21 protein-coding genes and 1 tRNA gene are annotated in these 23,484 nt (G+C 63.7%); 15 read left to right on the forward strand and 7 right to left on the reverse strand.

What is annotated here, in order from left to right; all coding sequences use genetic code 11:
• Positions 1-5 precede the first annotated feature (5 nt).
• From FXB40_RS13465 to FXB40_RS13475, 3 genes are all read right to left on the reverse strand, one after another.
• Positions 6-911, reverse strand: a complete 906-nt coding sequence (locus FXB40_RS13465) for a carbohydrate ABC transporter permease (protein WP_148772673.1) — start codon at positions 909-911, stop codon at positions 6-8.
• On the reverse strand, positions 911-1,849 hold the full coding sequence (locus FXB40_RS13470; protein WP_148772674.1) for a carbohydrate ABC transporter permease: 939 nt from the start codon (positions 1,847-1,849) through the stop codon (positions 911-913). The genes FXB40_RS13465 and FXB40_RS13470 overlap by 1 nt, the downstream gene beginning before the upstream one ends.
• Positions 1,850-1,998: 149 nt before the next feature.
• The gene (locus FXB40_RS13475) at positions 1,999-3,339 is read right to left on the reverse strand and encodes an ABC transporter substrate-binding protein (protein WP_148772675.1); all 1,341 of its coding nucleotides are present in this window, start codon (positions 3,337-3,339) and stop codon (positions 1,999-2,001) included.
• A gap of 481 nt (positions 3,340-3,820) precedes the next feature.
• Here FXB40_RS13475 and FXB40_RS13480 point away from each other — a divergent pair, with 481 nt between their 5' ends.
• Both FXB40_RS13480 and FXB40_RS13485 read left to right on the forward strand, forming a co-directional pair.
• Positions 3,821-4,633, forward strand: coding sequence for a Spy/CpxP family protein refolding chaperone (locus FXB40_RS13480; protein WP_148772718.1), 813 nt, complete (start codon positions 3,821-3,823; stop codon positions 4,631-4,633).
• Between the two features lie 110 nt (positions 4,634-4,743).
• On the forward strand, positions 4,744-5,121 hold the full coding sequence (locus FXB40_RS13485; protein ID WP_148772676.1) for a response regulator: 378 nt from the start codon (positions 4,744-4,746) through the stop codon (positions 5,119-5,121).
• Positions 5,122-5,251: 130 nt separating this feature from the next.
• Here FXB40_RS13485 and FXB40_RS47900 read toward each other — a convergent pair whose 3' ends face one another.
• The 3 genes from FXB40_RS47900 to glk form a co-directional block, all read right to left on the reverse strand.
• Positions 5,252-5,407 carry a hypothetical protein gene (locus FXB40_RS47900; RefSeq protein ID WP_187436860.1) on the reverse strand — a complete coding sequence of 52 codons (156 nt, stop codon included), beginning with the start codon at positions 5,405-5,407 and terminating at the stop codon, positions 5,252-5,254.
• Positions 5,408-5,552: 145 nt separating this feature from the next.
• Complete coding sequence (locus FXB40_RS13490) at positions 5,553-5,756, reverse strand: hypothetical protein (RefSeq protein WP_148772677.1); 204 nt, start codon at positions 5,754-5,756, stop codon at positions 5,553-5,555.
• 144 nt (positions 5,757-5,900) lie between these two features.
• Positions 5,901-6,869: a glucokinase gene (gene glk / locus FXB40_RS13495; protein WP_148772678.1), complete on the reverse strand. Its 969-nt coding sequence runs from the start codon at positions 6,867-6,869 to the stop codon at positions 5,901-5,903.
• 271 nt (positions 6,870-7,140) lie between these two features.
• On the opposite strand from glk, the gene pncA reads away from it, so the two are divergent.
• The 13 genes from pncA to FXB40_RS13560 all read left to right on the forward strand — a co-directional run bounded on the left by pncA (position 7,141) and on the right by FXB40_RS13560 (position 22,250).
• Positions 7,141-7,779: a bifunctional nicotinamidase/pyrazinamidase gene (gene pncA / locus FXB40_RS13500; RefSeq protein ID WP_148772679.1), complete on the forward strand. Its 639-nt coding sequence runs from the start codon at positions 7,141-7,143 to the stop codon at positions 7,777-7,779.
• A 16-nt stretch (positions 7,780-7,795) separates the two neighbouring features.
• Positions 7,796-8,911: an alpha/beta fold hydrolase gene (locus tag FXB40_RS13505; RefSeq protein ID WP_148772719.1), complete on the forward strand. Its 1,116-nt coding sequence runs from the start codon at positions 7,796-7,798 to the stop codon at positions 8,909-8,911.
• Positions 8,912-9,038: 127 nt separating this feature from the next.
• On the forward strand, positions 9,039-11,072 hold the full coding sequence (locus tag FXB40_RS13510) for an NAD(+) synthase (protein WP_148772680.1): 2,034 nt from the start codon (positions 9,039-9,041) through the stop codon (positions 11,070-11,072).
• Positions 11,073-11,524: 452 nt separating this feature from the next.
• Positions 11,525-12,340: a sugar phosphate isomerase/epimerase family protein gene (locus FXB40_RS13515; RefSeq protein WP_148772681.1), complete on the forward strand. Its 816-nt coding sequence runs from the start codon at positions 11,525-11,527 to the stop codon at positions 12,338-12,340.
• Positions 12,341-12,369: 29 nt separating this feature from the next.
• Positions 12,370-14,007: an ABC transporter substrate-binding protein gene (locus FXB40_RS13520; RefSeq protein WP_148772682.1), complete on the forward strand. Its 1,638-nt coding sequence runs from the start codon at positions 12,370-12,372 to the stop codon at positions 14,005-14,007.
• Positions 14,008-14,010: 3 nt separating this feature from the next.
• Positions 14,011-14,994 carry an ABC transporter ATP-binding protein gene (locus FXB40_RS13525; protein ID WP_148772683.1) on the forward strand — a complete coding sequence of 328 codons (984 nt, stop codon included), beginning with the start codon at positions 14,011-14,013 and terminating at the stop codon, positions 14,992-14,994.
• On the forward strand, positions 14,991-15,983 hold the full coding sequence (locus FXB40_RS13530) for an ABC transporter ATP-binding protein (protein WP_148772684.1): 993 nt from the start codon (positions 14,991-14,993) through the stop codon (positions 15,981-15,983). Before FXB40_RS13525 ends, FXB40_RS13530 begins: the two co-directional genes overlap by 4 nt.
• Positions 15,983-16,912, forward strand: a complete 930-nt coding sequence (locus tag FXB40_RS13535; RefSeq protein WP_187436861.1) for an ABC transporter permease — start codon at positions 15,983-15,985, stop codon at positions 16,910-16,912. Before FXB40_RS13530 ends, FXB40_RS13535 begins: the two co-directional genes overlap by 1 nt.
• Positions 16,909-17,769, forward strand: coding sequence for an ABC transporter permease (locus tag FXB40_RS13540; RefSeq protein ID WP_148772686.1), 861 nt, complete (start codon positions 16,909-16,911; stop codon positions 17,767-17,769). Before FXB40_RS13535 ends, FXB40_RS13540 begins: the two co-directional genes overlap by 4 nt.
• A gap of 271 nt (positions 17,770-18,040) precedes the next feature.
• Positions 18,041-19,891, forward strand: a complete 1,851-nt coding sequence (gene ilvD, locus FXB40_RS13545) for a dihydroxy-acid dehydratase (RefSeq protein ID WP_148772687.1) — start codon at positions 18,041-18,043, stop codon at positions 19,889-19,891.
• A gap of 244 nt (positions 19,892-20,135) precedes the next feature.
• Positions 20,136-20,459: a hypothetical protein gene (locus FXB40_RS13550; RefSeq protein WP_187436864.1), complete on the forward strand. Its 324-nt coding sequence runs from the start codon at positions 20,136-20,138 to the stop codon at positions 20,457-20,459.
• A 311-nt stretch (positions 20,460-20,770) separates the two neighbouring features.
• Positions 20,771-20,860: transfer RNA gene (locus FXB40_RS13555), tRNA-Ser, on the forward strand.
• A gap of 160 nt (positions 20,861-21,020) precedes the next feature.
• Positions 21,021-22,250, forward strand: a complete 1,230-nt coding sequence (locus FXB40_RS13560) for a tyrosine-type recombinase/integrase (RefSeq protein WP_148772689.1) — start codon at positions 21,021-21,023, stop codon at positions 22,248-22,250.
• 223 nt (positions 22,251-22,473) lie between these two features.
• Here FXB40_RS13560 and FXB40_RS13565 read toward each other — a convergent pair whose 3' ends face one another.
• Entirely contained in the window at positions 22,474-23,475 is a 1,002-nt protein-coding gene (locus tag FXB40_RS13565) for an NAD(P)H-dependent flavin oxidoreductase (protein ID WP_148772690.1), read from the reverse strand.
• Positions 23,476-23,484: the final 9 nt, after the last annotated feature.

Consider the following 23,484-nt stretch of genomic DNA (forward strand, 5'->3'; position numbering starts at 1 on the left):
AGACATCAACCCTTTGTCGCGCCGGCGGTCAGGCCGGCAATGTAGTAGTCCATCAGGAAGGCGTAGATGATCAGCGGCGGTGCTGCGCCGAGCAGTGCGCCGGTCATGATCTGCCCCCAGTTGAAGACGTCGCCCTTGATCAGCGTGGTGGTGATGCCGACCGGCAGCACCAGCTGGTCGATCGACGTCGTGAACACCAGGGGATAGAGGAACTGGGCCCAGGACACCGTGAAGGCAAAGATGGTCGCCGCGATCAGGCCGGGAAGCGCCACCGGAATGAAGATCCGCAGCAGGGTCTGGAGCCAGGAGGCGCCGTCGATGATCGCGGCCTCGTCGAGCTCCTTCGGGATCGAGGCGAAATAGCCGATCATGATCCAGGTACAGAACGGCACCGTCAGCGTCGGATAGACGAATAGCAGCACGTACCATCGGTTCAGGAGTGTGATGCCGGTGATGTCCTGAACCAGCGCCAGCATCTTGAACAGCGGGATGAAGAGGAGGCTGTCCGGGACCAGGTAGGTCAGGAACACGCCGGTCGCGAGCGTCGTCGAGCCCCAGAACTTCATCCGCGCGAGCGCGAAGGCGGCAGGGATGCTGATCAGCATCGTGACGAGCACAACCACCAGCGACACGATGGTCGAATTCCAGAAGAACCGGAGGAATTGGCTCGACGTCAGCAGTTCGACATAGTTCGCCAGCGTCGGGTGGAACACCCACCACGGATTGGTCGCAGCCGAGATCTCCGCGCTGCTCTTGAGCGAGGTGATCACCATGTACAGCGGCGGCGTCAGAAAGAAGATCGCAAACAGCACCAGGAAGAAATAGGACCAGCGCAGCGCCCAAGTACGGTCCCGGCTCATGCTGCCGAGTTTGCGGGTTGGTCCGGCCTTGTCGATCGCGATTGTGCTCATCAGGATTCGTTCCCGCGTTTGTTGACGTCGCGCAGGATGAAGATCGCTGCGACGGCGAGGATCGGGACCATAAATAACGAGACGCTGGCACCGAGCGGAATGTCGTTGCTCTCGATGCCGACCCGGAACGCATAGGTGGCAAAGATCTGGGTCTGGTCGAGAGGCCCGCCTGAGGTCAGGATGCGGACGATGTCGAAATTGGCGAAGGTGACGATCAGCGAGAACAGCGTCGTGATCGCGATGATGTTGCGCATCATCGGCAGCGTTATGAACCAGATCTTCTGCCACCAATTGGCGCCGTCGATTGCGGCGGCCTCGTAGAGCTGGTCCGGCACCGATTTCAGCGCCGCCAGATACATGATCAGGAAGAACGGCGCGCCGTACCAGACGTTGACGAGGATGACGGAAAAGCGCGCCCAGGCGGCATCGCCGAGCCAGTTGATGGGACCGATGCCGAAAAATGAGAGCGTGTAGTTGAACGCGCTGTAGGATGGGTCGAACAGCCACAGCCAGGCGAGCGTGCTCATCGCCGGCGGGATCACCCAGGGCACCAGCAGCATGCCGCGCCATTTGCGCTGGCCCTTGGCCGGTATGTTGTGCACGAAATGCGCGACGATGAAGCCGATCAGCGCCTTGAAGAACACGGCGGTAACCGCAAAGATGCAGGACTGCTTCACCACCATCCAGAACGTCTCGCGCTTGAACAGGAAGGTGAAGTTGCCGAAGCCGACGAATTTCTGCATCGACTTGTTCAGCGTCGCGAGGTGGATCGAGAACAAGGCAGGGTAAAGCACGAACAGTGCGATCAGCAGGATCAGCGGCAGCGTCAGGAAGAACGCCACAGTCGATTTCCGCTTCAACGCATTGTGCAGGCCCGTCCGTTTGCGCGCGCTCGCCGTGCGGGCGACGCGACCGTGCTCAACGACGACATCGGCCATGTCAGTTTCCTTGGGTCAAGCTTCCTTGCGGAATGTCCAACGGCGAAGCCGGCACCTGCGTGTCGGCCCAATCTGGTCAAGTCCACCGAACGGCGGGGTGCCCTGGCGGCTCACGCTGGGATGCGTGAACCGCCGTGGCACACCCCGGCTTAGGTTCGCATGAAGCCTTCACACTCGCCTTCGCCCCAGGCGAGCGCGGTCTCCAACTTTTCCCCCTGCGCAAAGCGCAGCGCCATCTTGGTCAGCGTGGCCTGCGCGTAGATCTGCTGGGCGATCTTCGGCGGCGCCGGAGAGGCCGCAATCGACAGCGTCTGATGATTGTAGGGATTTGGATAGTGATAGAGCGTGCCCTTCGGCGGGCCTACCTCGGCCCAGGTCTTCAGCGTCGTCATCTTTGCATAAGCCGGCAAATCGTAGCCGCCGCTCGCCGCGACGAACTTTTCGATCGATGACGGCTGTGACAGAAAAGCGAGAAGGCTCTTGGCCGATGCCTTGTTCTTGGAGAAATTCCAGAGACCCCAGAAATAGGGCAGGAACGGCGCGTACCGGCCCTTAGGACCGGAGGGGAAGCCGTGCGTCCAGCATTGCTCGGCGACCTGCGGCGCGTCGCGCTTGGCCACCGCCCAGGCGCTCGGCGGATTCATGATGAGGGCGCCGCGGCCGGAGATCAGCCATTTGTTGTTCGAGGCATCGTCCCAGGACGGTGCGTCCGGCGGCAGGAAGGCGATCAGCTTCTTGTAATATTCGAGCGCCTGGCGAACCTCATCGGTCTTCACCGTGACATCGCCCTTGGCGTTGACGAGTTCGGCGCCGAACGATTGGAAGATGGCGCCCGCGGTATCGACGCTGTCAGTGGTCTCGCCGAGACCGATTCCGAATGGGAAACCTGCCTTCTGGCAGGCTTCCGCCGCCTTCAGGAATGTGTCCATATTCCAGCTATCGGCCTTGGGCGGCGCGCCGACGGGGTACAGTTCCTGGACGTCGATCCCCGCATGCTTCTTCATCAGGTCGATGCGCGAGCAGGGCCCCTTGATCTGGCTCCCCGGGGTTGCGGGGACAGCAAGCCATTTGCCGTCGGCCTTGCCGAGATATTTGACCGTATCGTTGACCTCACCGTTCTGCTTGATCGCCTCCTCGACCACGTCGTTCACCGGTTCAAACTGCTCGGCGTAAGCATGCGGCCACCAGGTGTACATCTGAAGAATGTCGTGACCGGATTTGGCCTGCGCTTCGGCCGCGACCGTCAGCTCGATCTTCTTGTTGTTGCTGGTGATGTAATCGATGGAGACTTCGACCTTCTCCTTTTCAGCCCATTCCTTGACCATGGCGGTGGAGGCGTCGTTGGCGCCGGGCACCCAATGGTCCCAGAAGCCGATCGAGAGTTTGCCGGCGGCGTAAGCGCCTCGGACATAGGGCGCCGCGATCAGCGCCGTGGAGGACATTGCAGTGGCAGCTACAAATTGACGTCGCGTCAGTGTCTTGCGTGACATCTCGTTTCCTCGCCTTGGTGTGTTTTATTGTTCTGTCGTTTCCTCTGACTTTCCTGAGTTTGTTTTTGATTTTGTTGTTGGACGTTTCTTATTAGCGTCGTCATCCCTGCGGCAAATCGCGCGGGGACGCGGCAAATTGGTAGCGCGATCAGACCACGATTGATTGCGTCTGTCGAGAAAGCCGAATGCCTCGCGCTCTAGAACTAACGTTGTGTACGAAATGATCGCGGCCTGCGTCGGTGGTGGGCTGTGGCTGCTCTTATTGCGACGCACACTTCGGCGTGCGACGGCTGGAGACGATCCGTGCGCAATTACGCCGCAGTTCCGAATAAGCCTGCATAACCGCTTCGCGCCACAGGCCTTTCAAAGGGGGACAGCGATGGTCCGCGCCTAGACCTCGGTGTCGCGAAAACGGTAGAGTTGCAACCGGCAGGAGGCCTGCCGTTTCCCAGAAGGCAAGCAGATCGACATGAAGACCCAAATGATCCCCCCGACGCCGCCTGCGCGGCTTGGCCTGCGACGTTGGCTCGCGCTCGGCTCCGTGCTGACAGTGCTGATTGGCGCGGCCGCGGTTGCGAATGCACAAGGTTTGGTCAAGGGCGTTCAGGATGGGGCCGCGGCCGGTAACAAAGCGGCGGGTCCCGTTGGTGGCGTCCTTGGCGGTGCCATCGGCGGCGTAGTCGGCGTCTTCACCGGCGTGCTGGGCGTCAACAACAATAATGGCCAGGCGCCGGCTGCCAAGGATGCGAACAAGGATGCCAGCAAGGACGCATCCAAGGATGCGAAGGACTCCAAGCAGCCGGGCGGCGCCAAGGATGCCAAGGGCGCCAAGGACAATGCCAAGGGCGGCAAGGGTGCCAAGGCGACCAAGGAAGCCAAGAACACGCCCCAGGACAACGAGGACGTCACCGTCCTGACCCAGCCCGGCGCGCCGCAGCTGACCGCGGACCAGATCGTCTCCAACAGCGATTCCTATATCGAGCGCATCAAGAAGGAGCTGAACCTGACCCCCGATCAGGAAAAGCACTGGTTCGGCTTCTCCAGCGCCATGCACTATCTCGGGCATAATGGCGCCGAGCGGCTCAACCTGCGGATGGAGCGCGCCAAGCGCGATCCGCCCGACGACATCATCGAGCAGATGCGCAACGAGTCGCAATTCCTGATCGACCGCGCCGCCGATCAGCGCAATGTCGCCGATGCTGCCGAACCGTTGTTCTCGAGCCTCGATGACAAGCAGAAGCAGGTGTTCATCGAGGAGATGGTTCGGCTCAGCCATGAGCGCGGCCTGGATTGATCAAGCTTGAGTTGGATTGCATGCATTCGTGGAATTTGAAGCCCACGAATTCGTGAATCCTTCTCGCAAATCGGGTATGCTTATCTCCGCAAGATGGCTGCGGGGTTGATATGGCGGACGGACTCTCCGTTTTCCTGGTCGAAGACGAGGCGTTGATCCGGATGATGATGGCTGACATGGTGGAGGAACTTGGCCACCATGTCGTCGCAGAAGCGGACAATGTGCGCGATGCGAGCGCTTTTGCGATGACCGCGCAGTACGATTTCGCGATCCTCGACATCAATCTGATGGGCGTTTACGTCGATCCGGTCGCCGATTTGATCGAGCGCCGCGGCAAGCCGTTTTTGTTCGCGACGGGCTATGGGCCGGAATTGTTGCCGTCGTTGCTCCGGCGCCGGCCGATTTTGCGCAAGCCGATTGCGCTCGACCAGCTCAAGATCATGATCGACTCGCTGTTTCCGGATGCGCCGGCCAAGGCATCGTACTGATCCAGGGCGCCACACTGACATTGTCAACGATCGAGAGGCGATCAACGAAGACTTGGTCAACGAAGACTTGGTCAACGAAAATGGCCGCCCGACAGGGGCGGCCATTTGGGACGGAAGGTCCGTCAGTGTCTCACATCAGGCCGGCGCTGAGGTCAACGCCGTGTGCCATCAGGCTGAACGAGGCGATGAGCCCCAGGCCGCAGAAGATGATAATGGCTTTAAAAGAATAATCGGTCGACCGGGTCTGGATGGCAGCCGGCATTTCGGCGAGCGAAATCATGCTCATGTTCATTCCCCCCTTGTTGATCCTGAATTGCATCAGGTGAGGGAACTCTTAGAGCAAAAAGTTTGACATAGGCTTGCGAGAGATCCTTAACGGAATCGCAATCGATCGCGGACTCGCAACCGGCCGACAGGAGGTCCTGCAAGCCTTAGTTGCGGCCGGCCTTCAGCACCTTGGCGATGGTATGGGCCGTCATGGCGGCGCGATCCGAGGCACGCTGGGCCGCCAACCGGTCCCGGGCCTTCTCCTCGATCAGCAGCTCGATCAGCGCCATGCGCTTGTCGTCATCGTCTGCCTCGGTCAGCAGCCGGTGATAGCGGTGATAGTCGAAGCCCACATCCTGCTTACGCATGTCACGCCCCCGTGCCTACGCCACACACAGGCGCGAATTGTTTCCCATCGGAAACAACGGGGCAAGCACGATCCTACGTGGAACCGCGTGTACGCTGCAATCAGCTGTGAATTGCTTAACGGAAGGTGCGAGGGCGGGCGCGCTTCAGTCCAGATTGTGGTCGGCGAACATCTTCAGGCCGACGAAGCTCGCGTCGGGCTTCACGACGAGACGGGTCGGGATGTTGCGCAAATAGTCCTGGAAGCGCCCTTTGGCTTCGAAACGCGCGCGGAACGCTGAAGCCGAAAGGAACTCCGGAAAGCGCGGCACGATTCCGCCGGCAATGTAGACGCCGCCTCTGGAGCCGAAGGTCACCGCAAGATTGCCGGCGACCGAGCCGAGGATCTCGCAAAACATCTCCAGCGTCGCGCGGCTGAGCTCGCAAGTCCCGTCCAGCGCCGCCCTGGTGATCGCTGCCGCATCGCGTTGCGGCACCTGGGCTTGGTCGACCTCGGCCATCGCTTCATAGAGGGATTGCAGCCCGGAGCCGGACAGGGCGCCGCGCTCGATGGAGACATGGCCAAAGCGCCGGCGCATGGCGGCGATCACACGCTCCTCGCGCTCGTTCTCCGCCGGGAGCGTAGCGTGACCGGCCTCCGTGACGACGGCCAGCCGGGAGCCGTGACGCTCGACCAGGCAGGAGACGCCGAAACCCGTCCCGGGCCCGACCACCAGCAGCGGCTCCCCGGACATGCCGTCCTGGCCGCCGAGCGGAATCAGGTCCGCCGGCTGCAAGGCCGGCAGGGACCAGGCCACCACCTCGAAATCGTTGAGCACGTGGACACTGTCGAAGCCAAGCGCCGGCTGGAGCTCGTTGCCGTCGATCACCCAGGGGCTGTTGGTCATGACGCAGCGATTGTTGGTGACGGGACCGGCGACGGCGAGGACGGCCCTGGCCGGCTTCTCGCTGTCGGCCCGCCGCAGCACGTCGACGATGGCTTCGCGGACCGTCGGATGGTCAGCGACTTTCACATAGTCGATCGCGCCGATCTGCTCGCCATTGCTCAGCGCGAAGCGCGCATTGGTGCCGCCGATATCGGCGAGAAGAATGTTGCCTGTCTTGCCGATACTCATGACCATTTGGCTGCCGTAGCCTTGCAGGCTTTGGGAACCCTTTCCTCCACACCTTCGCCGCGATCCGCATGGCGCGGATATCAGAGATTCCGCCCTCAGGTACAGCTAGTCAACACGGACGAGGCCAAAGCGTTGCATCCAGGTGGGGATCAGCGCGGGGATCAGCCGGCCGTTTGCGCGACATCGTTGCAGGGTGTCGGAGGTTGCGAAGCCGCGCGGGAAGATCGACATTGCAGGCAGCGATTGGCGCCGATTGCGCCGGACGGACGAGATGGGGTCTGCGATGAAGATATCCGACCGCGACGTGCTGCTGGTGATCGACGTGCAGAACGACTTCTGCACGGGCGGGGCGCTCGCCGTTCCCGGCGGAGAGAAGGTCGTCCCCGACATCAACCGGATCGCCCAAAAATTCGCCAATGTGGTGCTGACGCAGGACTGGCATCCGGCCGACCACGTCTCCTTCGCGCCGAACCATGCGGGCAAGCAGCCGTTCCAGACCGTCGAGCTCGACTACGGCACCCAGGTGCTCTGGCCGACGCATTGCGTGCAGGGCACGGCCGGTGCCGAATTCCACCGCGAGCTCGAGGTCACCCGCGCGAACCTTGTGGTGCGCAAGGGTTTCCGCCGCGGGATCGATTCCTATTCGGCGCTGTTCGAGAATGACCACAAGACGCCGACCGGTATGCTTGGCTATCTGCGCGAGCGCGAGCTGAAGACGGTTTTCGTCGCCGGCCTGGCGCTCGATTTCTGCGTCCGCTTTTCCGCGGAGGATGCGCGCAAGGCCGGGTTCGAAATTGCCGTGATCGAGGATGCCTCTCGCGGCATCGACCTCGACGGCTCGGTCGCAGCGACCCATCAAAGTTTTAAGGAGCTCGGCATTTCCGTCGTCAGCCTGGAGGCGTTTTTGTGAGGATCATGCAGTAATGGTGGCGGAGAAGAGCGGTCAGCAGCCCGGCGAAGCGGGGCGCGGTCCCGACGACCCCATGCTATGGCCGTTTGCGGCGGCACGGCTTGCCACGGATGCCTGCTTCTGGTGGCTTGAGCGCGTCCCGGCGGGGCAGGGCGAGGGCGACCTCGCCTGGACCACGTCTGGCACCGTGGCCCTGGAGTTGGCCACCATGCGGCTGCGCGATTGTTCGCGGTCGCGATCAGGTCAGCCGGCCTTGGTTTGCGCGCCCTATGCGCTACATCGGGCCCTGATCGCCGATTTTGCACCCGGCCACAGCGTGGTGCAGTCGCTGCAACAGAGCGGCATCGATCGGATCTATCTCACCGACTGGCGCTCGGCCACGCCTAGCATGCGCTATCTCTCGATCGACAGCTATCTCGGCGATCTCAACGTTGCCGTCGACGAGATCGGCGCACCGGTCGATCTGGTCGGGCTGTGCCAGGGCGGCTGGCTCTCGCTGCTCTATGCGGCGCGGTTTCCGGCCAAGGTGCGGCGGCTGGTGCTAGCGGGTGCGCCGGTCGACCTCTCGGTCGAGTCCAGGCTGTCGCAGCTCGCCCGCAACGCGCCCGAGATCGTCTACGATCAGCTCGTCGCGCGCGGCGGCGGCAATGTCAGCGGCGAGGAGATGCTGCGTGTCTGGTCGAAGGCGCCTGGCCCCGACGACATCGCGGCGGCATTGCAGAGAGATATCTCGGACGAGGAGGGTGCGGCCCTGCTCGCCCGCTTCGAGCGCTGGAATAGCGAGCCGCTGAACCTGCCGGGCACCTACTATCTCCAGATCGTCAACTGGATCTTTCGCGAGAACCGGATCGCGTCAGGCCATTTCACGGCCCTCGGCCGCGCGATCAAGCTGAAGGACGTCAAGTCGCCCATCTTCCTGCTGGCCGGACTCGACGACGATGTCGTGCCGGCCACACAGGCGCTCGCCACCGCCGGGCTTGTCGGCACGCCGCCGGCTTTCGTTGCAGCAAGCTCCGAGCCCAGCAATCATCTCGGCCTGTTCATGGGCGCGCGGACACACGCCCATGCCTGGCCCCGGATCGCGGAATGGCTGCGCAGCGACCTCTCCAGCGTGTTGGCACGTAGCGCCTGACGGCCTCCGAAGCTGCAAATCCGTTATGCATGATGCCGGATGGCCTGCACGGGGGCCTATCGATGGGTTAAATAGAGACGAGAGCTGGCTGCGGCCGGTCCGACAAGATTTAAGGGTTCTTTGCTCGATGAGCTTCCACTCGATCTACGCCCACGGGTTTGCGCGCGTCGCGGCCTGCGTCACCACCTCCCATGTGGCCGATCCCGCGGCCAATGCGAAGGCGGTCATGGCGGCGGCGAAAAATTGTGACGCGCAATCGGTCGCGGTGGCCGTGTTTCCCGAGCTGTGCCTGTCCGGCTATGCGATCGAGGACCTCGTCAAGCAGGATCCGCTGCTCGACGCAGTCGAGCGTGGACTTGCGTCGATCGTCGAGGCCTCCGCGGCGCTGATGACTGTGCTGATCGTCGGGGCGCCGTTACGGTTCGGCAATCGCATCTACAATTGCGCCGTCGTCATTCACCGCGGGAATGTTCTGGGCGTCGTGCCCAAGAGCTATCTGCCGACCTATCGCGAATTCTACGAGGGCCGTCATTTCGCCTCCGGCGCCGGCATCGCGGGGGAGGCGATCGCGTTCGGCGGGCTGCACGCGCCGTTTGGCGCCGATCTGCTGTTTGCGGCCGAGGACGTCCCCGGCCTCACCATCGGCGTCGAGATCTGCGAGGACATGTGGATCCCGGTGACGCCGGCGTCCGAACTCGCATTGGCCGGCGCGAGTGTGCTGATCAATCTGTCGGGCAGCCCGATCACGATCGGCCGGGCGCGCTCGCGCGCGCTGTTGTGCCAGTCGACCTCGGCACGCTGCCTGGCGGCCTATGTCTATTCCGCCGCCGGGGCAGGGGAATCCACCACAGATCTGGCCTGGGACGGCCAGACCTCGATCTACGAGAACGGCGTGCTGCTGGCCGAGGGCGAGCGGTTCCGGCAGGACGGCCAGATCACGCTGGCCGACGTCGACCTCGACCTGCTCAGGCAGGAGCGCGCCCTGATGGGCACGTTCGACGACAACCGCCGGCAGCGCGGGGGCAGCTTCCGCAAGGTGACATTCGCCGTGACCCCGCCGGCCACCGACATCGGCTTCCTGCGCAAGATCGAGCGCTTTCCGTTCGTGCCGAGCGATGAAAGCCTGCTCGAGCAGGATTGCTACGAGGCCTATAACATCCAGGTCGCAGGCCTGGTGCAGCGCATGCGCGCCACCGGCACCAAGCGCGTCGTGATCGGTGTATCAGGCGGTCTCGATTCCACCCATGCGCTGATCGTTGCCGCCAAGGCCGTCGATCTCTTGGGCCTGCCGCGCGAAAACATCCTCGCCTACACCATGCCGGGCTTTGCCACCGGCAGCGAGAGCAAGACCAATGCGCTGGCACTGATGAAGGCGTTGCAGACCAATTGGCAGGAACTCGACATCCGCACCACGGCCACGCAGATGCTGAAAGACATCGGCCATCCCTTCGGCAAGGGCGAGAAGGTCTACGATGTCACCTTCGAGAACGTGCAGGCGGGCCTGCGCACCGACTATCTGTTCCGGCTCGCCAACCACCACGGCGGCATCGTCATCGGCACCGGCGATCTCTCGGAACTTGCGCTCGGCTGGTGCACCTACGGCGTCGGCGACCAGATGGCGCATTATAATGTCAACGCCGGCGTGCCGAAGACGCTGATCCAGCACCTGATCCGCTGGGTGATCGCCTCGAAGCAGTTCAGCGGCGATGTGAACGGGACTCTCACCTCGATCCTGTCGGCCGAAATCTCGCCGGAGCTGGTTCCGGTCAAGCCGGGCGAGAAGCCGCAGAGCACGGAGGCCTCCGTCGGGCCCTACGAGCTGCAGGATTTCAACCTGTTCTACACGCTGCGCTTCGGCCTGCGGCCGTCCAAGATCGCCTTCATGGCGTTCCAGGCCTGGAAGGACGTCGCCGAGGGCGAATGGCCGCCGGCATTCCCGGCCGACCAGCGCCGTGCCTACGATCTTCCGGAAATTCGGCGGTGGCTTGAGGTGTTCCTGCGCCGTTTCTTCGCGTTCAGCCAGTTCAAGCGCTCGGCGATGCCGAACGGACCGAAGGTCTCGGCCGGCGGCTCGCTGTCGCCGCGCGGCGATTGGCGAGCGCCGTCGGATTCGAGTGCTGCGGCCTGGCTCGAGGATCTCGAGCGGAACGTGCCGAAATAAGCGAAGAGGGCAGTCCAAAACGACTTCGCGCCGCGCGGCTCATACAGCCGGCGGCGCGAAGAAATTGCGTTCAATCTAGAAAGCACGAGGTCCGGAGTGCCTAGGAGTCCGGACCTCGTAACCTTGCCCCAGCCTTTGATCCCCCCGCCCCAAGTGGTCCCCCAACCCCGTGGTGCGCGATCAGAGGGTGATGCCCTTGGAAGGCCGCCGATCGATGTCCCGCGATGTACGCGAGATCGGATTAGGACTCCATTCCGGATCACTACGGATTTAATCGTGCTTGATTTCGCGCGCGGATGCATGCGTCTGCGCGCGGTGCGCTCGCCGCTGCCCGAATTCGATGCAAGCGAGCGGCAGGATGTCCACATCTGCCGAATCCGCATTTCACCGGCGTGTCATTGAACTGGTCTAGCGCTGCTCCCCGTCATCGCTGACGGCCAAGGGAGAAAGCCATGTCGAAGCCGGTGTTGGGCGCCGCACTTTCCATCAAATCGATCCCCGCTCACCGTGACTGGCTTCTGGAACGACAACGCGATCTCGAAGTCCAGGACTTCTTCCGCGCCGATCTGCTCGACGGCGACTGGCGCAGCGCTGCCACCGACATCAAGCAGATGCTCTCAGGCCATACCGGTCGCCTCGGCATCCACGGCCCGTTCTGGGGCTTCAAGATCGACAGCCATGATCCGATGATCCGCCAGGCCGTGACCAAGCGCCTGCTGCAGGGCCTTGATGCCGCTGAATTCCTCGGCGCGACCCAGATGGTGATGCATTCGCCGTTCACGACCTGGGACCACAACAATCTCGATCTCTATCCGGACAGTCGCGCCAACATCGTCGAGCGTGTCAAGGCGACGCTGGCCGAGGTGATCGCGCGCGCCGAGACCATCGGCTGCGAGATCGTCATCGAGAACATCGAGGACAAGGACCCGCGCGACCGCGTGCGCCTCGCCAAGGCGCTCGAGAGCAGCAAGGTCCGAGTCTCCCTCGACACCGGCCACGCCAACTACGCCCACGTCTCCACCGGCGCGCCGCCGGTCGACTATTACGTCGAAATCGCCGGTGACATGTTGACGCATGTGCACCTCCAGGACACCGACGGCTTTGCTGATCGCCATTGGGCGCCGGGCGAAGGCAACATTCCCTGGGTCGCCGTGTTCCGCGCGTTGGGCCGGCTGACCTCGAACCCGCGGCTGATCCTCGAGCTCCGCAACCACGACGACGTCCGCAAGGGCGCCGCGCATCTCGCCGCGCTCGGTCTCGCCGAATAACCAGATCACAGAGGGCAGGGGTCACCGTCATGAGCAACTTCACCCGTCGCACCATCCTGAAATCCGGCAGCGCTGCCGCCGGCACGCTGCTGCTACCGCGCTTTGCGATCGGGCAGGCCGACAATCGTCCGTCGGTGACGATCGCCGTGCAGAAGGTGACGAACGCCAACGTGCTCGACGTGCTGCGCGAGCAGTCCAATGTCGGCGAGCGCGTGTTCTTCTCCTCGATCTGGGAAGGCCTGATCTCGAAGAATTTCCGCGGCAATCTCGAGGCCGTGCCGGGCCTCGCCACCGAATGGCGACGCATCGACGATCAGACCGTGGAAGTGAAGCTGCGGCAGGGCGTGAAATTCCACAATGGCGACGAGCTGACCGCCGAAGATGTCGTCTTCACCTTCAGCCGTGAGCGCATGTTCGGCGAGACCGAAGCCAAGAGCCGCTCCACCATCCAGGCTTTCGAAAAGATCCCGATGCCGAAGCCCGGCAAGGAATTGCCGCCTGACGTGCCCGCCGTCGCGCGCCGTATCTGGCCCGACCTCGTCCGCGTCGACGCCGTCGACAAGTACACGGTGCGCTTCTACAACGCGACGCCCGACGTCACTATCGAGGGCCGGCTGTCGCGGTATGGCTCGGATATCGCCAACCGCCGCGCCTGGGATGAAGCCGCGAGCTATCTCGACTGGGCGCGCAAGCCGGTCACCACCGGTCCCTACAAAGTCGTCGAGCTCAAGCCCGACGTGTCGCTGACGCTGGAAGCGCACGACGAATATTGGGGCGGCCGGCCGCCGCTCAAGCGCATCCGCTTCCTGGAAGTGCCCGAGGTCGCGAGCCGCATCAACGGGCTTTTGTCCGGCGAATACCAGTTTGCCTGCGACATCCCGCCGGACCAGATCGCCGGCATCGAGAAGAATTCCGCGTTCGAAGTGCAGGGCGGCACCATTCTCAATCACCGCCTGACCGTGTTTGACAAGAACCACGCCCAGCTCGCCAATCCGCTGGTGCGGCGTGCCTTCACCCACGCGATCGATCGCCAGGCCATCGTCGACAGCCTGTGGGCCGGCCGCACCCGCGTGCCGAAGGGCCTGCAGTGGGAATTTTACGGCGACATGTTCAACGCCGATTGGAGCGTGCCGGCTTACGATCCCAAGCTCGCGCAGGATCTTTTGAAGCAGGCCAACTACAAGGGCGATCCGATCCCGTATCGCCTGCTCAACAACTACTACACCAACCAGGTCGCGACCGGGCAGGTGCTGGTCGAGATGTGGAAATCGGTCGGCCTCAACGTAGAGATCGAGACCAAGGAAAACTGGTCTCAGATCATGGAGCGCGCGCCGACCCGCGCCGTGCGCGACTGGTCGAACTCCGCCGCCTTCAACGATCCGGTGTCGTCGATCGTTGCCCAGCACGGTCCGAACGGCCAGCAGCAGCAGATCGGCGAGTGGACCAACGCAGAGCTGAACAAGCTCTCGGAGTTCCTGGAGACCTCGACCGACCGCGCCGCGCGCAAGAAGGCGTTCCACCGCATGCTGGAGATCGCCGAGCGCGAGGACCCCGCTTATACGGTGCTGCACCAGAACGCGACCTTCACGGCCAAGCCGAAGTCGATCAAATGGAAGGCGTCGCCCGCTTTCGCGATGGATTTCCGCGCCGGCAATTTCGAGGCTTAATCCATGGCGCCGCTGGTCAGCATTGAAGGCCTCAGCGTCGCCTTCAACGGCGTGCCGGTGCTGCGCGGCGTCGATCTCGCTCTCGGCAAGGGCGAGGCCCTTGGCCTCGTCGGCGAGTCCGGCTCCGGCAAGTCCGTGACCTGGCTCGCCGCTCTTGGATTGCTGCCGCGGCATGCGAAGATCTCGGGCTCTGTCCGTCTCGACGGACGCGAGATTCTCGGGGCGCCGGCGTCCGAGCTCGACCAGGTGCGGGGCGGGCGGGTCGCCATGATCTTCCAGGACCCGGCGAGCGCGCTCAATCCGGTGCTGACTATCCGCAAGCAGCTCTGCGAGGCGCTGGTGCTGCATCGCGATCTCTCCGGTGAGGCCGTGAAGGCAGAAGCGCTGCGGCTGCTCAATCTTGTCGGCATTCCCGACGCGACGAGGCGCCTGTCCGCTTATCCGCATGAATTCTCCGGCGGCCAGGTCCAGCGCATCATGATCGCGATGGCGCTCGCCGGAAATCCCGATCTGCTGATCGCGGACGAGCCGACCACCGCGCTCGATGCCACCATCCAGGCGCAGATTCTGGAGCTGCTCTCCACCATCCGCCGCGAGATGAGCATGGCGATGGTCCTGATCAGCCACGATCTCGGCGTCGTTGCTGAAAACTGCGACCGCGTCGCGGTGATGTATGCCGGCCGCATCGTCGAGCAGGCGCCCGCCAATCAGCTCTTCGCCGATCCCGTGCACCCCTATGCGCAAGGCCTGATCGGCGCGCTGCCGCCGCTTGATGGGCCGCGCCGCCGTCTCACCGCCATTCCCGGCACCGTGCCCGATCCCGCGCACATGCCTGATGGATGCGCGTTCGCGCCACGCTGTGCGCTCGCGGCCGAGCCCTGCCGCCTCGCCGTGCCGACCCTCGCGCCGATCGCAGACGACCGCACTGTGGCCTGCATCCGCGCCGAGGCCTCGCGCCGCGCGCTGCTCGGGATCGCGGCCGAATGAGCGCGCCGCTCGTCGAGGTGTCCTCGATCTCGCGCAGTTACTCGATGCGCTCCGGGATGTTCGGCCGCAGCACGGCCGTGCACGCCGTCGACGCCGTGTCGCTGAGCATTCCCAAGGGCGAAACGCTCGGCCTTGTCGGCGAGTCCGGCTCGGGCAAGTCTACGACGGGGCGCGTCGTGCTCGGCCTCGAGCCGCCGGATCGTGGCGAGGTCTGCTTCGGCGGCAAGCCGATGGCCGCGCCCGGGACACAGGCGTGGCGTGCACAGCGCGCCCGCATGCAGATGATCTTTCAGGACCCGCTGGGCGCGCTGGACCGGCGTTTGCCGGTGGCGACCCAGATCCGCGAGCCCCTCGATATTCATGGCCTCGGCACACCGGCCGAGCGCGAGGATCGCGCCCGCGAGTTGCTGCGCGCCGTCGAGCTCACGCCCGCGCATGGCGCGCGCTATCCGGGCGCGCTGTCCGGCGGTCAGCGCCAGCGCATCGTGCTGGCACGGGCGCTGGCGACAAAGCCCGATTTCCTCGTCTGCGACGAGCCTGTCAGCGCGCTCGACGTCTCGATCCAGGCCCAGGTGGTGAATCTGCTCGCCGATCTCCAGGCGCAGCTTGGGCTCACGCTGGTGTTCATCAGCCACGATCTGCGTGTCGTTCGCCAGATCAGCAATATCGTCGCTGTGATGTATCTCGGTCGCATCGTCGAGATCGGCAGCGCCGATGATCTCTTTGCACGCCCTGAGCATCCGTACACGCAGGCGCTGGTGTCGGCTTCACCCGCTCCCGGCCGCCGCAGCGCAAGCCGCATCGTGCTGGCGGGCGATCCGCCGAACCCAGCCGCTCGTCCGAGCGGCTGCGCGTTCCATCCGCGCTGCCCGCGCGCGATCGCACGCTGCGCAAGCGAGGTGCCGACGCTCTCGCTGGTCGGCGGCGACCGCCAAGTCGCCTGCCATCTCGTGACGGGGCCGCAGGCCGAGACCCGGGACGCGGCGTGATGGGACGCTATTTCGCCATTCGGATTGGGCGCGCGGCGCTCACGATCGTGCTCGTCCTCACCTTCGCCTTCGTGGTGCTGCGGCTATCAGGCGATCCCGCGCTGATGATTTTGGGACCGGAAGCACCTCCTGAAGTCCTTGCCGCCTTCCGCAAGGCGTGGGGCCTCGATGACCCCATCTGGTTTCAGTATCTCGATTATTTCGGCGCCATCGCCAAGGGCGAGCTCGGCCGTTCCATGCGTGATGGACGACCGGCGATCCAGCTCGTGCTGGAGCGGATCCCGGCAACGCTGGCGCTGACCTTGCCGGCCTTCGTCTTCAAGGTCGCGCTCGGCATTCCCGCCGGAATCTACGCCGCGCTGCATCGCGGTTCGGGAATCGACCGCGCCGTGATGATGACGGCGGTCGCCGGCTTCACCGTGCCGAGTTTTGTGCTCGCGCTGCTGCTCGTGCTGGTCTTTGCCGTGCAGCTCGGCTGGTTGCCGTCGGGCGGGCAGGACAGCTGGCGTCACGCCATTCTGCCGATCGTGACACTCAGCCTTGGCGGCGCCGCCGTGCTGGCGCGTTTCACCCGCAGCGCCATGCTGGAGGTGCTGGGCCAGCCCTATATCCGCACGGCGTCGGCGAAAGGGGTGCCCTGGCATCGTGTTGTGATCTCGCACGCGCTGCCGAACGCGGCGATCCCGACCGTGACGATCCTGGGCTTCATGGTGGGCTCATTGATTGCGGGCGCGGTCGTGGTCGAAAGCGTGTTCTCGTGGCCGGGGGTAGGGCGCCTCCTCGTCGTTGCGGTCGCCAACCGCGATCTCGCCGTCGTGCAGTGCATCCTGCTGCTGGTGGCGCTGACCATGGTCACGTCAAACCTGATCGTCGATTTCCTCTATGGCTTCCTCGATCCGCGGCTGCGCGCGAAAGGGGCTCACGCATGACCGATGCGACGCTGAAGGATACGGCCGTCCGCCGCCGCATCAGCCTGCCGACGATCCCCGTCTCCGTCGCACTTGCGGTCAGCTGGATCATCGCCATGCTGGTGATCGCTGCGCTCGCCGAGAAGATCGCGCCCTATGGCTACACCCAATTCGATCTGCGCAATCGCCTGGCTGCGCCCGGCAATGTCGCGCACTGGCTCGGCACCGACGAGCTCGGCCGCGACGTGCTGTCGCGGCTGCTAGTCTCCATCCGCATCTCGCTGCTGATCGCGTTCGGCGCGACCGCGATCTCGGCCGTCGTCGGCACCGCGCTCGGCTTCCTCGCCGCGCATTTTCGTGGGGCCGTCGAACAGTTCGTGCTGATGCTGACCGATTTCCAGGCCAGCATGCCGTTCCTGATCATGGCGCTCGCGGTGCTCGCCTTCTTCGGCAATTCGCTGCCGCTGCTGATCGGCCTGATGGGCCTGTTCGGCTGGGAGCGTTACGCCCGCATCGCCCGCGGCCTCGCCATCTCAGCCAATGCGCAGGGCTACGCCGCCGCCGTCCGCCAACTCGGCGCCACGCCGGCGCGGATCTACCTGCGCCACATCCTGCCCAACATCGCCTCGACCCTGATCGTCTCGACCACGCTGGTGTTTCCCGAGGTGATCCTGATGGAGTCAGGCCTGTCCTTCCTCGGCCTCGGCGTGCAGCCGCCGATGACCAGCCTCGGCAACATGGTCGGCTATGGCCGCGAGTACCTGACGCGGGCGCCCTGGATCATGCTGGCGCCGGCGACCACAATCGTGGTGACCACGCTGGCCGTCTCCGTGATCGGCGACTGGCTGCGCGACCGGCTGGATCCGACCCTGCAGTAGGGGCAAGTTGGGCCCCTGTAGCCCGGATGGCGCGCAGCGAAATCCGGGGCGGGTGCATCGGGGCGAGACCGGTCCCGGATTACGCTCCGCTCCATCCGGGCTACGAAGAGCCCGCGCAGGGAGCAGGGGAGGCCTGCGATAGGCCGATCCGGCTCCGTTCGGCCCAAGTTCCCGTTGCGCCAGCCCACCCCGTGCGCTATCCGGCCGGAAAGGCCTGAGGCGGCTCCATATTTTCCCGCCCGGCCGGTCAAACCCGAGGACGGAAACCGCCATGCCAGCCTATCGCTCCCGCACCACCACCCACGGCCGCAACATGGCGGGCGCCCGCGGCCTCTGGCGCGCGACGGGCATGAAGGATGCGGATTTCGGCAAGCCGATCATCGCGGTCGTCAACTCCTTCACCCAGTTCGTGCCCGGCCACGTCCACCTCAAGGATCTCGGCCAGCTCGTCGCCCGCGAGATCGAGCAGGCCGGCGGCGTCGCCAAGGAATTCAACACCATCGCGGTCGACGACGGCATCGCCATGGGCCATGACGGCATGCTCTACAGCCTGCCGTCGCGCGAGCTGATCGCCGACAGCGTCGAATACATGGTCAACGCGCATTGCGCCGATGGCATGGTCTGCATCTCCAACTGCGACAAGATCACGCCCGGCATGCTGATGGCGGCGCTGCGGCTCAACATCCCCGCCGTGTTCGTCTCGGGCGGCCCGATGGAGGCCGGCAAGGTCACGCTCCAGGGCAAGACCAAGGCGGTCGACCTGATCGATGCCATGGTCGCAGCCGCCGATTCCAAAGTCAGCGACGAGGACGTCAAGGTGATCGAGCGCTCGGCGTGCCCGACCTGCGGCTCCTGCTCGGGCATGTTCACGGCGAATTCGATGAACTGCCTCACCGAGGCCCTTGGCCTCGCGCTGCCCGGCAACGGCACGGTGGTCGCAACGCACGCCGACCGCAAGCGGCTATTCGTCGAGGCCGGCCACACCATCGTCGATATCGTGCGCCGCCACTACGAGCAGGACGACGCCAGCGTGCTTCCGCGCAACGTCGCGAACTTCAAGGCGTTCGAGAACGCGATGACGCTCGACATCGCGATGGGCGGTTCGACCAACACGGTGCTGCATCTGTTGGCCGCGGCCCATGAAGGGCAAGTCGAATTCACCATGCAGGACATCGACCGGCTGTCGCGCCGCGTGCCCGTGCTCTGCAAGGTCGCGCCGTCGGTCGCCGACGTGCATGTCGAGGACGTGCATCGTGCCGGCGGCATCATGGGCATTCTGGGCGAGCTCGACCGCGCCGGCCTGATCGACACGTCGGTCTCGACCGTGCACGCGCCGACCATGAACGATGCGCTGGAGCGCTGGGACGTCAAGCGCTCCAAGAGCGAAACGGTCCGCACCTTTTTCCGTGCCTCGCCCGGCGGCATTCCGACCCAGGTCGCCTTCAGCCAGGAGCGCCGCTACGACGAGCTCGATACCGATCGCGAGAAGGGTGTGGTCCGCAATCTCGCGCACGCCTTCAGCAAGGACGGCGGGCTTGCCGTGCTCTACGGCAACCTCGCGCAGGACGGCTGCATCGTGAAGACCGCCGGCGTTGACGCCTCGATCCTGAAATTCGAAGGCCCCGCGCGCGTGTTCGAGAGCCAGGATGCCGCCGTCGAAGGCATTCTGGGCGGCAAGGTCACGGCCGGCGAGATCGTCGTCATCATCTACGAAGGTCCGCGTGGCGGTCCCGGCATGCAGGAAATGCTGTATCCGACGAGCTATCTGAAATCGATGGGTCTTGGAAAGGCCTGCGCGCTCGTCACCGATGGCCGCTTCTCCGGCGGCTCGTCGGGCCTGTCGATCGGCCATCTCTCGCCGGAAGCCGCCGAGGGCGGCAACATCGGTCTGGTGCGCACCGGTGACCGCATCGCGATCGACATCCCGAACCGTAGCATCAGCCTCGAAATCTCCGACGAGGAACTCGCCAGCCGCCGTGCCGCGGAAGAGGCGAAGGGCGATGCCGCCTGGCAGCCCGCCGCACGCAAGCGCAACGTCTCGACCGCGCTGCAGGCCTATGCCGCACTCACTACCAGTGCCGCACGCGGCGCTGTGCGTGAAGTGAAGCGGCGCACGAAGTAGACGCGACTCGCGTGGACGCGATCGCAAACATCGCGGTCGCGCAACGCGCATGGTCAACAAGTTCTGAACGGCCGGTGAAAACCGGCCGTTCGCATTAAGGATGCCCCAACGAACTTCGGCAGCTCAGGATTTTGCGGCGTATACTGCCAGCGACCTTCGCAAATCCATTTTGGGCAACTGGGGCACCACCATAATGTCTCGTACTCTTGCTGTCGTTTTCTCCACGGCCGTCGCTGCTCTTGCCATGACGACCGCGGCCTCCGCCGGCTGCTACAATTGCTACACGCCGCCGCCGTGCACGACCTGCTATCAGCAGCAATATGTGCAGCCGCAATACCGCACCGTCGACGAGACCGTGATGGTTTCGCCCGGCGCCACGGTCGCGCATCGCTCGCCCGCGCAGTATCGCACCGTGATGGTGCCGCAGACCGTAATGGTTGCGCCGCCGAGCGTCCAATACGAGCGCATCCCGCCGCAATACGCCACGCGCCAGCGCGTCGAGATGGTTTCGCCGGGCTATTCCTATTACGCGCCGGTGGCGCCGAGCTGCGGAAACTGCGGCTACTGAGCCAACGCAACAACAACCATCGCAACAAACAGACTTCGCGCGGTGCCCAAAAGGGCGCCGCGTTTTCTTTTGCGGGCGAAGCCAAGCGAGGCCCGGAAATGGAGGCTACTCCAACCGGGCCTCGCGACCGCCGACGCCCTGGGCGGCATCGTCAGTCCCGACCGAGGCTAGAGGACCAAACTGACGCGCGCCTGACAGATCCCCGTTCCCGCAAAAAGGCAGGGCGGGCGGTGCGAGCGGCCCAACTTCGCGTTGCCTTGCGCGGCCGACTGCGTTAAGCGACAGCCATTCCGGACTTGCATTCCGAGCTTGGAAGGGTGGCCGAGTGGTTTAAGGCACCGGTCTTGAAAACCGGCGTGCCCGCAAGGGTACCGTGGGTTCGAATCCCACCCCTTCCGCCAGTATATTGTTCACCACTGTTCTCAGTCGTTCGAACTCCACAGCAAAATCAGTGACTTGCGCCGAAAGACTGTACTTCGCAGTTCGCCGGTGTTCTCCTTAATCGGGACGCTGACCGTAGCTTTAGACCGTGGGTTCGGAGGACGGTTTCCCGGAGGAACAATGGCTGGAAGGCTGAAACCTATAGACGTAGAGCGCCAAAACGAGGCCGGCAAATACGCCGACGGCGAAGGTCTCTACTTGATCGTCAACGGACCGACATCGAAGAGTTGGTCCTACCGATATTGGAAAGACGGCAAGGAGCGCTGGCACGGCCTCGGCTCCTTTAAGGATGTGTCGCTAAAGGATGCGCGACTCGCCCGTGATGCAGCCCGGCTGCGGGTGAAAGGCGATCGTAGCACCGCTGGCGTGGACATCGTCCAGGAGAGGCGAAAGGGGCGCGAAGAGGCGAAAGCCGTCGAGGCCAAGGTGATGTTGTCGACGTTCGAGGAATGCGCGGAAGCCTACATCCGGGCGAACTGGTCGACCTGGAGCGAAAAGCATCGCGATCAGTGGCCATCCTCCCTGAAGCGCTACGCTTATCCCACCATCGGCAAACTGACGATCTCCGAGATCAAGCCGAGCCACATCCACGATCTGCTGAAGCCGATTTGGGTAGAAAAGCGGGAGACCGCGAACCGGGTCCGCGGCCGGATCGAAACGATCATCGCGAAGAACGTCGATATCGACGATCCAGACTTTCGCAACCCGGCTGAATTGACGAGGCAATTGCGCGAGAAGCTGCCAAAGCGCCCCAAGCGGGTGGTTCGCCATCATCCAGCCTTGCCATACAGCGAGGCGCCGGAGTTCATGAGGGTACTCGCCGGCGCGTCTGGAACCGCCGCCGCCATGTTGCGCTTCCTAATCTTCACGGCTTGCCGCACGAACGAGGCCGTCGAAGCGCATTGGTGTGAAATCGATAGTCCGGCCGCCACTTGGAAAATCCCTGGCGAGCGGATGAAGATGGACCTAGACCATCACGTTCCCTTGACAGATCCTGCGCTAGCTGTGCTCGACGAGATGCGGAATGGCAGCCAAGGTGAGCTGATCTTTACTAATCCCGATGGCGGAGCATTCTCCGAAAATGCGATGCTGGCGGTACTCGATCGTCTCGGCTACGGACATGTTACTGTGCATGGCTTCCGGTCTACCTTTGCCACCTGGGCCGAGGAATGCACCGACTATCCTGATGGAGTCCGAGAAGCTGCGCTCGCCCATAAGTACAAGAGCGAGACGACTGCGGCTTATCAACGTGGTCAGAAGCTCGAAAAGCGTCGAGCTCTGATGAAAGATTGGGCCGCATTCCTGACTAGCACCAAGGTGGTCGCATTGGACGATCGGAGGGCAGGGTAGAGCTTTCGAGCTGAGCCAGCCATAGGCGTGGGGAACTACAAGGTGACTCGATGAGACGATCCAATGTCCGCTAGTCCTCACTCAGCTACGGATTAGTGGACCTTGGCTAAGGGCCGCTGGAGGCCATCAGCCGACGTGAATGCCTGTGAATAATCCAGGAGTCCGGGCCGCGGAGCGGCACTGGTCTAGGTGTTGGGTCAATCCGGCCGGGACGCTTTCTTTGTCAGCGTGAGGCCAAACTCGGCCCTCGTGACAAAACCTTTTCAGCCTCTGCGGTTAATTGCCGTATGATCTCGGCTACTGACAGGATTTCCGTAATACCGCCGGAGGTCTGCCCCGCTGTGAGCAGCGTCTCGTGGCGCCGTCCGACCCGGGCTCTTGCCTGGATCTCTGTCCAAAGGCGCTCGCCATCCCGGCGCGCCTCCTCACGCTTTGTACCCCACTCGTCCATGAACGGCGTGCGCAAAGAGCGCAAGACCGTGCCGTACCCCGCTGTGCCCGGAAGGGGTTGAATATCGTTTAGAACTTCTACCTTCACCGCATCCTCGGATTGGGCCGAAGCGATTGCCGCCTTCCATGCGTCCTCGATAGGAGCCTCTTTGGACGCGAGGAAGCGGGTCCCCATGTTGACGCCGACCGCCCCTAGCATGAACGCCGCGGCGATGCCGCGTCCGTCAAAGATGCCACCGGCTGCGACCACTGGGATGGGTGAAACGACATCGACGACCTGCGGAACAAGAGCCATCGTACTTACGATGCCGCCGTAGCCGCCCGCCTCACCGCCCTGCGCGATAATTACATCGGCACCACGTTCAGCCGCTTCGATCGCTTGCGCAACCGTCGTAATCTGAATCATCACTTTTGAACCGACGTCGTGAGCCTGCCGTACAAGATCCCCGGGATCCCCAAGAGCGAACGATATGACTGCTGGCCGCGCAGCTAGTGTGTGGCGAAATGCTTCCGCGTCCAAGGTTGGCGGGATGTGGTTCACAGCGAAATTCCGGTTTGTTAGTTCTTTCACCATGTCGACGTCGCGCTTGATGGCAGCGCTGGTTCGAAACAGCGATCCAATACTGCCCAGCGCTCCCTCGTTCGAAGCAGCGGCAGCAAATTCCGCGGATGAGGCGGTGCCGCCCATGGCCGCCAAGATGATTGGCACGTCGATACCAAGAACGTCACACAGTGGAGTCCTCAGCATTACGTCTTCTCCCGAGGTCTGGGTCACCTGTTATCC

The organism is Bradyrhizobium rifense (assembly GCF_008123425.1).
GTDB lineage: Bacteria > Pseudomonadota > Alphaproteobacteria > Rhizobiales > Xanthobacteraceae > Bradyrhizobium > Bradyrhizobium rifense.

What these genes read in the sequence shown, in the direction of transcription:
- FXB40_RS13525 (WP_148772683.1), top strand. Translation starts at nt 14,011, where the DNA reads ATGGCGCCGCTGGTCAGCATTGAAGGCCTCAGCGTCGCCTTCAACGGC.
- FXB40_RS13550 (WP_187436864.1), top strand. Translation starts at nt 20,136, where the DNA reads ATGACGACCGCGGCCTCCGCCGGCTGCTACAATTGCTACACGCCGCCG.
- FXB40_RS13465 (WP_148772673.1), bottom strand. Translation starts at nt 911, where the DNA reads ATGAGCACAATCGCGATCGACAAGGCCGGACCAACCCGCAAACTCGGC.
- FXB40_RS13470 (WP_148772674.1), bottom strand. Translation starts at nt 1,849, where the DNA reads ATGGCCGATGTCGTCGTTGAGCACGGTCGCGTCGCCCGCACGGCGAGC.
- pncA (WP_148772679.1), top strand. Translation starts at nt 7,141, where the DNA reads ATGGGGTCTGCGATGAAGATATCCGACCGCGACGTGCTGCTGGTGATC.
- FXB40_RS13520 (WP_148772682.1), top strand. Translation starts at nt 12,370, where the DNA reads ATGAGCAACTTCACCCGTCGCACCATCCTGAAATCCGGCAGCGCTGCC.
- FXB40_RS13515 (WP_148772681.1), top strand. Translation starts at nt 11,525, where the DNA reads ATGTCGAAGCCGGTGTTGGGCGCCGCACTTTCCATCAAATCGATCCCC.
- FXB40_RS13480 (WP_148772718.1), top strand. Translation starts at nt 3,821, where the DNA reads ATGATCCCCCCGACGCCGCCTGCGCGGCTTGGCCTGCGACGTTGGCTC.
- glk (WP_148772678.1), bottom strand. Translation starts at nt 6,869, where the DNA reads ATGAGTATCGGCAAGACAGGCAACATTCTTCTCGCCGATATCGGCGGC.
- FXB40_RS13490 (WP_148772677.1), bottom strand. Translation starts at nt 5,756, where the DNA reads ATGCGTAAGCAGGATGTGGGCTTCGACTATCACCGCTATCACCGGCTG.
- FXB40_RS13540 (WP_148772686.1), top strand. Translation starts at nt 16,909, where the DNA reads ATGACCGATGCGACGCTGAAGGATACGGCCGTCCGCCGCCGCATCAGC.
- FXB40_RS13530 (WP_148772684.1), top strand. Translation starts at nt 14,991, where the DNA reads ATGAGCGCGCCGCTCGTCGAGGTGTCCTCGATCTCGCGCAGTTACTCG.
- FXB40_RS13535 (WP_187436861.1), top strand. Translation starts at nt 15,983, where the DNA reads ATGGGACGCTATTTCGCCATTCGGATTGGGCGCGCGGCGCTCACGATC.
- FXB40_RS13475 (WP_148772675.1), bottom strand. Translation starts at nt 3,339, where the DNA reads ATGTCACGCAAGACACTGACGCGACGTCAATTTGTAGCTGCCACTGCA.
- ilvD (WP_148772687.1), top strand. Translation starts at nt 18,041, where the DNA reads ATGCCAGCCTATCGCTCCCGCACCACCACCCACGGCCGCAACATGGCG.
- FXB40_RS47900 (WP_187436860.1), bottom strand. Translation starts at nt 5,407, where the DNA reads ATGAGCATGATTTCGCTCGCCGAAATGCCGGCTGCCATCCAGACCCGG.
- FXB40_RS13485 (WP_148772676.1), top strand. Translation starts at nt 4,744, where the DNA reads ATGGCGGACGGACTCTCCGTTTTCCTGGTCGAAGACGAGGCGTTGATC.
- FXB40_RS13560 (WP_148772689.1), top strand. Translation starts at nt 21,021, where the DNA reads ATGGCTGGAAGGCTGAAACCTATAGACGTAGAGCGCCAAAACGAGGCC.
- FXB40_RS13510 (WP_148772680.1), top strand. Translation starts at nt 9,039, where the DNA reads ATGAGCTTCCACTCGATCTACGCCCACGGGTTTGCGCGCGTCGCGGCC.